The sequence below is a fragment of the Gilliamella sp. B14384G12 genome, from assembly GCF_016101825.1.
GTDB classification, from domain to species: domain Bacteria; phylum Pseudomonadota; class Gammaproteobacteria; order Enterobacterales; family Orbaceae; genus Gilliamella; species Gilliamella apicola_N.
In genome coordinates this window covers 60,691-72,546 of record NZ_JACFPU010000004.1, presented here as the reverse complement: position 1 = coordinate 72,546, position 11,856 = coordinate 60,691, and the positions used below count along the sequence as shown (strand labels likewise).

At 35.3% G+C, this 11,856-nt stretch carries 9 protein-coding genes; all 9 read left to right on the top strand.

Annotation, left to right across the window (positions count from 1 at the left end; genetic code table 11):
- The first annotated feature begins 4 nt into the window (after positions 1–4).
- The 9 genes from H3S73_RS06175 (at position 5) to H3S73_RS06135 (ending at position 11,849) form a co-directional block, all read left to right on the top strand.
- Positions 5–1,795 (top strand): SulP family inorganic anion transporter, encoded by a 1,791-nt coding sequence (locus H3S73_RS06175; protein ID WP_198236131.1) that lies wholly within the window; start codon positions 5–7, stop codon positions 1,793–1,795.
- A gap of 26 nt (positions 1,796–1,821) precedes the next feature.
- Positions 1,822–3,036 carry a CinA family nicotinamide mononucleotide deamidase-related protein gene (locus H3S73_RS06170; protein ID WP_198226614.1) on the top strand — a complete coding sequence of 405 codons (1,215 nt, stop codon included), beginning with the start codon at positions 1,822–1,824 and terminating at the stop codon, positions 3,034–3,036.
- A 137-nt stretch (positions 3,037–3,173) separates the two neighbouring features.
- Positions 3,174–3,464 (top strand): DNA-directed RNA polymerase subunit omega, encoded by a 291-nt coding sequence (gene rpoZ, locus H3S73_RS06165; RefSeq protein WP_025315037.1) that lies wholly within the window; start codon positions 3,174–3,176, stop codon positions 3,462–3,464.
- A 19-nt stretch (positions 3,465–3,483) separates the two neighbouring features.
- The gene (gene spoT, locus H3S73_RS06160) at positions 3,484–5,592 is read left to right on the top strand and encodes a bifunctional GTP diphosphokinase/guanosine-3',5'-bis pyrophosphate 3'-pyrophosphohydrolase (protein WP_198236130.1); all 2,109 of its coding nucleotides are present in this window, start codon (positions 3,484–3,486) and stop codon (positions 5,590–5,592) included.
- 5 nt (positions 5,593–5,597) lie between these two features.
- Positions 5,598–7,688: an ATP-dependent DNA helicase RecG gene (recG, locus tag H3S73_RS06155; protein ID WP_198236129.1), complete on the top strand. Its 2,091-nt coding sequence runs from the start codon at positions 5,598–5,600 to the stop codon at positions 7,686–7,688.
- A 941-nt stretch (positions 7,689–8,629) separates the two neighbouring features.
- The gene (locus H3S73_RS06150) at positions 8,630–8,770 is read left to right on the top strand and encodes a lipoprotein (RefSeq protein ID WP_198226620.1); all 141 of its coding nucleotides are present in this window, start codon (positions 8,630–8,632) and stop codon (positions 8,768–8,770) included.
- Positions 8,771–8,781: 11 nt separating this feature from the next.
- A complete protein-coding gene (gene lysA, locus H3S73_RS06145) occupies positions 8,782–10,032 on the top strand; it encodes a diaminopimelate decarboxylase (protein WP_086327525.1) in 1,251 nt (416 codons plus the stop codon).
- Between the two features lie 126 nt (positions 10,033–10,158).
- Positions 10,159–10,983, top strand: coding sequence for a diaminopimelate epimerase (gene dapF, locus H3S73_RS06140; protein WP_198236128.1), 825 nt, complete (start codon positions 10,159–10,161; stop codon positions 10,981–10,983).
- A 131-nt stretch (positions 10,984–11,114) separates the two neighbouring features.
- Positions 11,115–11,849 (top strand): DUF484 family protein, encoded by a 735-nt coding sequence (locus H3S73_RS06135; RefSeq protein WP_198236127.1) that lies wholly within the window; start codon positions 11,115–11,117, stop codon positions 11,847–11,849.
- Positions 11,850–11,856 lie beyond the last annotated feature (7 nt).

Sequence of the window (11,856 nt, the reverse complement as noted above, 5' to 3'; positions counted from 1 at the left end):
AAACATGCAAAAAGTGGAAAACAAAGGGATATTACAAAAAATAGCATTGTGGATGCCAGGATTAATCAGTTTATTGCATTATAGACGGGAATATTTTAATTCTGATATAAAAGCAGGCTTATCGGTCGCGGCTGTTTCGTTACCTGTATCAATTGCATACGCTGAATTAACGGGCGTAGGTGCAATAGCTGGATTATATTCAACTATTTTACCCCTTATTGTTTATGCACTTTTTGGCTCTTCTAAACAACTTATTGTTGGCCCAGATACTGCTACCTGTGCGGTAGTTGCAGCCGTTGTTTTTCCTTTAGCTGAGGATGATCCTATTTTACGTTGGCAATTGGTTATATTGTTAACCATTATGATTGGAATATGGTGTATTATTGCCGGTAAATTGCATTTAGGGGCGCTAGCTGATTTGCTCAGTCAACCGATTTTAATCGGTCTACTTAACGGGATTTCAATCACAATTATCATTGATCAGTTTGCTAGGACGTTAGGTTTTTCTTATGACTTTTCATATTTAATTGAACGAGTCGTATATTTACCTTTCAAAATATCTGAAATCCATATTTTAACCGCATTGGTCTCGTTTTTTACTTTACTCATATTAGTTGCTTTGAAAAGATTAAGACCTCGCTATCCAGCTCCGCTTTTTGCCGTAGTGATAATGACCTTTTTTTCATGGTTATTTAATTTTGAATCGTACAGTATACGTATCATCGGTCAAGTTAGTGGTGAATTTATACCTGCTGAATCATGGATTGGTTTTGATAAAGCAAAAATGCGAGAATTAGTGGTTCCATCATTGAATATAGCGGTTATCTGTTTTGTTAGTATGATGATAACGGTTCGTAGCTTTGCCTCTAAAAATAATTATGAAACAAACGCCGATGTAGAATTTAGAGCCTTAGGTATGGCTAATATTGTAGCAGGATTATCACAAGGATTTGTGGTCAGTGGCACTTCATCGCGTACAGCTGTCAATGATGCCAATGGTGGTAAAACTCAGCTCGTTTCAATTATTGCTGCGATATTAATTGGTTTAGTGGTTCTGTTTTTCTTATCGCCTTTACAATACATTCCCACTTGTGTATTGGGGGTGATTTTAATTTATTCTTCACTTTCTCTTATTAATTTCCAAACTATATTTCGTTTTTTCAAGTTTGATCGTGATGCGTTTTACTTAAGTTTAATCACGTTTATCTCGGTGTTATTGATTGGCATTATCCCGGGTATGGCGCTTGCGGTTTTGCTAGGACTCTTTCTGTTTTTACGCCGTGTTTTCCGACCGAAAGATCAACTTTTAGGGATGGATGATAGTGGTCGTATTCACTCTTTAGGTAAAGAGGTTAAACCACTAAAAAGTACAATTATTTATCGATTTAATTCTCCACTGACTTATTTCAATATTGCATATTTCAAGCGAAAAATTATAAGTTATATTGACGAATCAGAAGAGCCAATAAATTACGTGATTGTCGATGCGATTCCTTGTTTTACTTACAAAGATGTCAGCGTTTTACTCGGTGTTGAAGAATTAGTTAAATCTTTAAAAGTTCGAAATGTTATTTTGATCCTATCTGGTCGGCGAAAAACACTCAAAAATTGGTTTAAACAGATGAATATACAGCTTGATGAAGAGTATATTGAATTTGCTTATGATCTCTATTTTTCAGTCAGGTTAGTGCAAAGTAAAGAGCATATAAACAGTGACGATGACGATGTGAATAGCATAGAACATATAGACAATAATGATGAAGAAGATGTAAATAGCAAAGACATTGATAATTAATCATTGCGTGGTTTATGAGGTATTTTATGAATAAAAAAATAATTAAGATCGAAATGCTCAGTACTGGTGATGAGGTTTTATATGGGCAAATAATTGATACCAACGCGGCGTGGTTGTCTGAATTGCTTTTTCAGGAAGGCATCTTAATGACTTCCAGACACACGGTTGGCGATGATTTAACGCAACTTATTTACACACTTAAACAACATAGTTTAGATAATGATATTATTATTGTAAACGGTGGTTTAGGGCCAACAAGTGATGATTTAAGTGCACAGGCAGCAGCATTAGCCAATCACGAATCCCTTATATTGCATCAAGAGTGGGTGGATAAAATTGAGCAATATTTTTCAAGCCGTGGTAAAACGATGTCGCCAAGTAATATAAAGCAGGCGATGTTACCCCAAAGTGCTACTTTAATTGATAATCCTATGGGAACAGCATGTGGCTTTAAAATGCGGATCAATCAGTGCCTTTTATATTTTACTCCTGGTGTCCCGAGCGAATTTAAAGAAATGGTTAAAACCTCAATTTTGCCTGAAATTAAATTAAGCTTTCCAACATTAGAAAAGAAATTATGTTATCGACTGATGACCATGGGACAAACAGAAAGTGATTTAGCAACGAAAATTGATAATAAACTAAATATACCAACTGATATTGTAGTTGGATATCGAGCAGCAATGCCAATGATTGAACTGAAATTAACGGGGTCAGAACAACAAAGAAATAAGATGGATGAGTTATGGCAACAAATTAAATCAATTGTGGCTAACAACTTCTTGTATGAAGGTGTTTTAACTCAACATGGCGATCTAGGCTTAGCAATGCTTGTTTCCAGAATTTTACTCGAAAAAAATCAAACCATCGCTGTTATTGAACAACAATCAGCAGGCGTTATTGCTCATCAATTATTTGAGTGTGAAGCGCCGCTGGTTAAGTCGGAAATCGTTCCATTGTTTCTTGAGGATTCTAAAGACTATTTTTTAGACATATTAACTAAAAATAGGGCTGATATCGTACTTGGGCTAGTTAATTTTAGAGAAAGGAATACGGAATTTACCTTGATCATAGCTACGTCACAGCAGTTTTTGAAATTTAATTTGAGATACACAGGTCGACAACAGAATCGTCACATCACTCAAAAAATTCTTTGTGCAATCGCTTTAGATGCTTTACGCCGCTATTTTGAAAACATGCCAATTATTGGTACGAATGTTTGGTTAGATTTGATTGAATAACGATTGATAGTTTTTTGTAAAAAATCCAGCTAGCTTGGGTTTAAAAATAATATTAATATGGACATTTTGCTACAAAATTAAGTACAATAATAGATCTTTCAAATAAAGCAATTTAGTAAAACAAATTAGAGGTAAAAATGGCTCGTGTAACTGTCCAAGATGCAGTAGAAAAAATTGGTAATCGCTTTGATCTCGTTTTAGTTGCAGCAAGACGTGCTCGTCAATTACAAATTGAAAATAAATCGCCATTAATTCCAGAAGAAAACGACAAGGAAACCGTTGTTGCGTTACGTGAAATTGAAGATGGCCTTGTCAACAAACAAATTCTTGATACTGCTGATTTCCAAGCTCGTCAAGATGAAGAAGCGGAAGTTCGTTCTGCACTTCATGAATCGATTCTTCTTGATAATACTCCCTCGTACGAATAAATTCTGATGAGAATTGCTTATGCAATATTTTGATGGTTTAAAAGAGGTTGTCACATCTTATCTTCCAGCTAAACAAGTTGAAATTATTCAAGATGCTTATCTCTTTGCTCAAAAGGCGCATGACGGGCAATTCCGATGTAGCGGTGAACCTTATATCACTCATCCAGTTGCGGTTGCAACAATTTTAGCCGATATGCGACTGGATTATGAAACAATCATCGCTGCACTCTTACATGATACTATTGAAGACACACCTGTCACCTTTCAAGATATAACGGAAAAATTTGGTAAACACGTTGCTATCTTAGTTGAAGGTGTTTCTAAATTAGATAAATTAAAATTTCGCAACAGACAAGAGGCACAAGCTGAAAATTTTCGCAAAATGGTTCTCGCCATGACCGAAGATGTGCGCGTTATTTTAATTAAACTTGCTGACCGTACCCATAATATGCGAACACTGGGCTCATTAAGACCCGATAAACGCCGTCGCATAGCAAAAGAGACATTAGAGATTTATGCTCCTTTAGCACATCGTTTAGGTATTCATCATATTAAAACTGAGCTTGAAATATTGGGCTTTACCGCGATGCATCCTAATCGCGCAAAAGTTTTAGAAAAAGTCGTTGATGTCGCTCGCGGCACCAGAAAGGAACTTATTGAGCAAATTTTGTCAGAAATTAGAGGGCGTTTAGCCGATGCTCATATTGATGCAGTCGTAAAAGGTTTAGAAAAAAATATCTATGTGATTTATCAGAAAATGCAAATGCGTGAACAGCATTTTCACTCAATCATGGATATCTATATTTTTCGTGTTGTCGTTAAAGATATTGATGCCTGCTACCGAGCTTTGGGTTTAGTACATAATCTATATAAACCACGTCTTAATCGATTTAAAGATTATATTGCCATTCCTAAAGCCAATGGTTACCAATCGTTACATTCATCGTTAATTGGTCCTCATGGTACTCCAGTAGAAGTGCAAATACGCACTGAAGATATGGATCAAATGGCTGAAATGGGTGTAGCTGCTCATTGGGTATATAATGAAAAAGATGAGATTACGCATACTACTGCCCAAATTAAGGCTCAACGCTGGATGCAAAGCTTATTAGAGCTGCAACAAAGTGTTGGTAATTCATATGAATTTATTGAAAATGTGAAATCGGATCTGTTTCCTAAAGAGATCTATGTCTTTACGCCTAAAGGCCGCATTGTTCAATTACCTGAAGGGGCAACGGCCGTTGATCTCGCTTACGCAGTCCATACAGATATTGGTCATCAATGTATTGGTGCAATTGTTGATCGCAAACCTTATCCACTATCCCAACCATTAAGTAATGGTCAAACGGTTGAAATTATTACTTCACCTGAGGCTCGACCTAATGCTCGCTGGCTCAGTTTCGTGGTAAGCGCCAAAGCAAGATCGCGTATTCGTCAAGCGTTGAAATCGTTAAAACGTGAAGATGCCATGGAGCTAGGACGTCGATTACTCAATTTGGCGCTAGTTAACACAGGTGGAATTGAAGCTCTTACTGATCAACAGATCAAGAAAATTTTACAAATTACCAAATTACAATCCTTTGATGATGTGTTGGCTGAAATTGGCTTAGGTAATATTATGAGTCACTTTATTGCCAAAGGCTTAAAGCATAATGAATTATTGCAAGATCAATCTGATCCAAGTTCAACTTTAGTGATAACGGGAAGTGAAGGTGTTTTAGTTATTTTTTCAAAATGTTGTCATCCAATACCTAATGACCCTATCATTGGTCATGTGAGTGCAGAAAAAGGTTTAACCGTACATCATGAATCTTGTCGTAATATAACAGGTTATCAAAATAATCCTGATAAGTATATTCCTCTTAAATGGGCGACAAATATTGACCAGTTCTTTGTTGCTGAAATTTGGGTAGATATTTTAAATAATCAAGGATCATTAGGTCATGTTCTTTCCATCATAAACGATGAAAAAGCTCATCTACAATGGTTGAATACGGAAGAAAAAGATCGACAAATTTATACTATCATCTTACAAATTGAAGTGAAAAACTCTCAACAACTTAATGAGTTAATGCGTAAACTGTCTTTACAACAAGATGTTGTGAGTGTGACTCGTAATATCAATTAATTATTATGGTAAACCGTTTTTTCAATCACATTCCATTAATTAACTTAAGTGGAATTGGTAGTAGTTTAGAAAAAAAATTCCATACTCTTGGTATTGATACCATTCAAGACTTATTATTCCATTTTCCCTTACGTTATGAAGATCGCTCTTCATCATGTGCCATTGGTGATGTAGCTATTGGCGAACATACCACGATTGAAGGTTGTATTATAAAAACCGAAGTGATTTTAAAACGCAAACAAATGTTAGTTTGTCATATTCAGGATGAATCAGGCATAGCGATATTGAGATTTATGAATTTCAATGCTGGCATTAAAGCAAGTTTGGCTCAAGGAAAATGGGTAAGTGCTTACGGTGAAATAAAAAGTGGAAAAAATTATCCAGAAATTATTCATCCACAATATAAAGTTAAAGCAAGTCGTGAAGATAATGCCTTAGCCGATGCGAGTCAGGAAAGATATACCCCTATATATCCGACAACCTATGGGTTAACTCAAAATGTGATTCGTAAGTTAATTCAATCTGCTTTATTACTGTTAAAACGTAATCCTCCTGCTGAGATTTTACCTCCTCAATTAGCGAGCCATTTTTTACCCGCGTTAGATTCATTAAATATCATTCATAATCCACCAATTGATACCGATATTAATCAATTAGTCACTGGTGAGCATTGTGCGATTAAACGATTTATTTTTGAAGAGTTACTTGCTTATCACTTAAGTATGTTGCTATTGAAAGTCGATAATCAAAAGCAACAAGCTTATGCCATGCATACAAGTCAGAAGTTTATAAAACCTTTTTTAGCATCATTACCTTTTAGTCCTACGAATGCTCAGCAACGTGTCGTTGGGGATATTTATAAAGACATGGCTAAACCTATTCCAATGATGCGTTTAATTCAAGGGGATGTGGGTTCAGGTAAAACTTTAGTTGCTGCATTGGCGGCATTAAATGCCATAGAAAATAATCAACAAGTCGTCTTAATGGCACCGACCGAGATATTAGCGGAGCAGCACTATAACAATTTTAAACAATGGTTTGAACCCCTTGGCATCACTGTGGATTGGTTATCTGGGCGTTTAACGGCAAAAAATAAAAAGCAGCGTTATGAAGGCGTACAAAGTGGCAATATCACTATGTTAATTGGTACGCATGCTGTTTTTGTTGAAAAAGTGGAATTTGCAGCTTTAGGCTTAGTGATTATTGATGAACAGCATCGCTTTGGTGTTAATCAGCGATTAACATTGTGGGAAAAAGGTATAAAAGAAAGTATGCATCCTCATCAATTAATTATGACGGCAACACCGATCCCAAGAACGTTGGCAATGACTGTCTATGCTGATTTAGATGTCTCGGTGATTGATGAGTTACCACCTGGTCGCACGCCTGTTACAACGGTCGTTATTCCTAATTCTCGCCGAGATGAGATTATTGAAAAAGTCAATCAAGCTTGTTTAAGTGCACGGCAAGTTTATTGGGTTTGTACCTTAGTTGAAGAGTCAGAAACACTTGATGCCCAAGCTGCCGAAATGTTAGTTGAAGAATTGCGTGAGCGATTACCTAATTTATCCATTGCATTAATACATGGCAAAATGAAATCAGATGAAAAACAGTTGGTGATGCAAAACTTTAAAGCTGGTAACACTCAACTCTTAGTTGCAACAACGGTAATTGAAGTTGGTGTTGATGTACCCAATGCAAGTTTGATGATTATTGAAAATGCTGAACGACTGGGATTAGCTCAATTACACCAATTACGTGGGCGAGTTGGCCGGGGTAGTGCCGTTTCTCATTGTGTTTTAATGTACCAAGCTCCACTTAGTAAGGTCGCTCAAGCCCGAATGAGAGTCATGCGTGAAAGTAATGATGGTTTTGTTATTGCCCAAAAAGATCTTGAAATTCGTGGCAGTGGTGAAATTTTAGGGACTCGTCAAATGGGTGTGGCAAACTTTAAAATCGTTGATTTAATTCGTGATCAACATCTGATTAGTGAAGTACAAAAAACATCTAACTATCTACAACAAAACTACCCACAAGTCGCTCAGCAATTAATAGCTTGTTGGCTTCCAGATCGTCAAAAATACATTAATGCTTAGTGCTAAACGATTATTTATTTTTTAAGCCTAATCAATCAGATTAAATATAACTCTAATATGGCTGATCTTTTTTATAAATGATTTCTTTTTGGGAATTTCTTTGTAAAAAAGTTACAGGTTACACCTACGTTTCAGTAAAAAATGGCTGGAATAATGGTATGAGTTGTAATGATTTAACGTTAAATATCCGCATTTATCAGTAAAATCAGACATAGTAAAAGATCTTGTTTTTTGACTGAATAAAAGTAGGTTTGTAAAAAAGTTTCAGGTTACACCTATGTTTCAGTAAAAAATGGTTAGGATAATATGAGTTGTAGTGATTTAACGTTAAATACCTGCATATATCAGTAAAATCAGACATAGTAAAAGATCTTTTTTTGACTAAATAAAAGTAGGTTTGTAAAAAAGTTTCAGGTAACACCTACGTTTCAGTAAAAAATGGTTAGGATAATATGAGTTGTAGTGATTTAACGTTAAATGCCCGCAAATATCAGTAAAATCAGACATAGTAAAAGATCTTCTTTTTTGACTGAATAAAAGTAGGTTTGTAAAAAAGTTTCAGGTAACACCTACGTTTCAGTAAAAAATGGTTAGGATAATAGTATGAGTTGTAATGCTCTAATACTATATGCCACATCTATCAGTAAAAAAAGACCAGTGTATGGATTGTTAAATAGCGTTCAAAAAAGTGATCAATATAAAATAATTGAATACGCCCATTTTTTAATTGATGTCGTTGTAGATCGGTTCATAAAAACTCATTTGATCCAAAAAAATTAAAAATTAGATTGAATGTTGCAACCTAACTCAACATAAGTAAACAAATGAATATTTTTGATATCAAAGTAATATATAACGATTTGATTATTTATGCTTTGCACGGATATGGCTATCGTGTAATATAGTCGGCATCGTACAAATGAAATAATTGTGAATGTTCTATGAAATCATCTATAAAATTACTTTCTATACTTTTAATTACATTGACATTATTGGGATGTGGACTGAAAGGACCTCTTTATATGCCTGCTGAAAACTCAACAGCATCAATGGATTCGGATTCAATTAACCAAACATCATAATGGAATAGCTTATGGATTTTCTACATTATCAAAACGGTCAATTATTTGCTAATCAAGTTGCTATATCTGATTTAGCTGAGCAGTATGGTACACCATTATATGTCTATTCATCAGATTATATCACTAAACAGTTTTTAGCTTATCAACAAGCTTTAACCGATACGAACCACTTAATCTGTTATGCAGTTAAGGCTAACAGTAATTTATCCGTATTAAAACAATTGGCAAATTTAGGCGCAGGATTTGATATTGTATCTCAGGGTGAGTTGGAACGCGTGCTAAAAGCGGGGGCAGATGCTAACAAAGTTGTCTTTTCTGGTGTGGCAAAATCAATTGTTGAAATTGAACGTGCACTGACAGTGGGTATCAAATGTTTTAATGTTGAGTCCGAACCTGAGCTTTACCGAATCAATGATATTGCTAAAAGATTAAATAAGATTGCAGCAATTTCGTTAAGAATTAACCCCGATGTTGATGCCAAAACTCATCCTTATATTTCAACCGGATTACGTGAAAATAAATTTGGTATTAGCTATCAGTTAGCATTGGATGTGTATCGTAAAGCCCAATCATTATCGAATATCAAAATAGCAGGCATTGACTGTCATATCGGTTCTCAGTTAACTGAATTATCGCCATTTTTAGATGCTGCTGATCGTATTGTGGCATTAGTTGACGAATTAAACGCTAATGACATTAATATTGAACATATTGATTTAGGTGGTGGACTTGGTGTTTGTTATAATGATGAAAAAACCATATCCCCTTTACAACTTGTTACTGAGTTGAAAAAGAAATTTGCCAAATACGCTAATGTTGAGCTTCTCTTTGAGCCTGGTCGTTGTATTGTGGCCAATGCGGGACTATTAATCACAAAAGTAGAATATACTAAGCATCAAGATGGTAATCATTTTGCCATTGTCGATGCGGGTATGAACGATTTAATTAGACCAGCCCTATATGATGCTTGGATGCGAGTTTTACCAGCAAAAGAACCAAAATCATCAGATGAGACCTTGATATATAATGTCGTCGGCCCAATTTGTGAATCAAGTGATGTGTTGGCTTATCAACGTGAGCTTTCGGTTCAACAAGATGATTTGTTAGTGGTTTGTAGTGCTGGTGCTTATGGATTTAGTATGGCATCGAATTATAACAGTCACCCAAGACCTGCAGAGGTGATGCTAATTGGCGAGCAACAACATAAAATTATTCGCCAGCGAGAGTCATTTGACGATTTATGGCGAGGTGAATCTCTATAATAAATAAAATTTCTGATGATTTAGAAATTCAGTGATAGGGTTTCATTCATCAGTCATTGTGATGACCTTATTAGGTTATATAACTCAATAGATAATTATGTTTTTTTCAATAGAAGGTAGAAATAGATGAACTTTTCAAAAATGCATGGACTCGGAAATGATTTTATGGTCATTGATGCGGTAACCCAAAATGTTCATCTTTCGACTGAAATGATTAAACGTCTTGCTGATAGATATACTGGAGTTGGTTTTGATCAACTTTTGATTGTTGAGCCTCCTTATGCTCCAGATACCGATTTTCATTATCGAATTTTTAATGCTGATGGTAGTGAGGTTCAGCAGTGTGGAAATGGAGCTCGTTGTTTTGCGCGTTTTGTTCGCTTAAAAGGTTTGACTAAAAAACGGACTTTAAAAGTTAGCACGATGAAAGGTAATATTGTGTTAACTGTTAATGATGATGAGACGGTAAGAGTTAATATGGGGCAGCCTACTTTTGAGCCGAGCAAAGTACCATTTAAAGCAATCAAAGAAGAAAAAACATACATCATTCGAGCCCAAGAGCGCACAATATTATGTGGCGTTGCTTCAATGGGTAATCCGCATTGTGTTCTTCAAGTGGATAATGTCATTACCGCAGAAGTAGAAAAATTAGGACCATTATTGGAGTCGCACGAACGTTTTCCTGAACGAGCCAATATTGGTTTTATGCATATTATCGATCGTAATAATATCAATTTACGAGTATTTGAACGTGGCGTTGGTGAAACTCAAGCTTGTGGAACTGGAGCATGTGCGGCTGTCGCGGTTGGTATTAATCAAGGATTGCTTAACAGCAAAGTTAAAGTAAACCTGCCTGGGGGTAAGTTAGTCATAGAATGGCAAGAAGCAAATAAACCGCTTTATATGACAGGCCCCGCTACGCATGTTTACGATGGATTTATTGCGATTTAGATTTGGTTTGATAGTAAAGTCGATTAGTAAAATTTCATTCTTGGTTAATAAATTATTTAAAAAACTAACTATTATGATTTTAAGTAATTTTTTAGACTAGTGTGTCATATCGGTTATAACAGAGATTCAGCATGGTTGCTAAAACAACACAATCTTATAAAACAAAAAATACAAAACCAACAACTCGTAAAATGAAATTGAATGATGAGATGGTTAGTCAATATTTGAATGACAATCCAGATTTTTTTATTAGAAACGCAAGTCTTTTCGAAAATATGCGCATTCCTCACCCAATTAGAGGAGGCGTTTCACTCCCTGAATGGCAAATGGCAAGGCAGCGCAATAAAATTAGTCATCTTGAGGCTGAAATAACTTTGTTAATGGAATATGCGCGTTCTAATGAATTGTTGTTTAATCAATTTATGGATCTGCAAATTCAAATATTTAAAGCTGATGATCTTGATGAATTGGTACAAATATTAAAAAATTGGGCAAAATCGTTGGGTCTTAATGGTGCTTATTTATACCTTTTTGATGATAAATGGTTAATTAACGCTCCTTCAAAATATCAACACTATGCTTTAAATCGTTCAGGTTTTGATTTTATTCGAGTTAGGCATCTACAATACAGCAACCAATATCTAGGTCCATTAAATACTACTGAACTGGATTTTTTATTATCTAAACGTAATTATATCGGTTCTGTTGCTTTATCCTTATTAGGACAATTTGGTGATTTGGGGATCTTAATGTTTACCAGTTCTGATCCGCATCATTACCAAGAAAAACAAGGTACACTATTATTGGAAAAAGTGAGTCAACTATTACCTATATTAATTGAAAAATGGGTTATGCGAAAAAAATAAGGTAAGT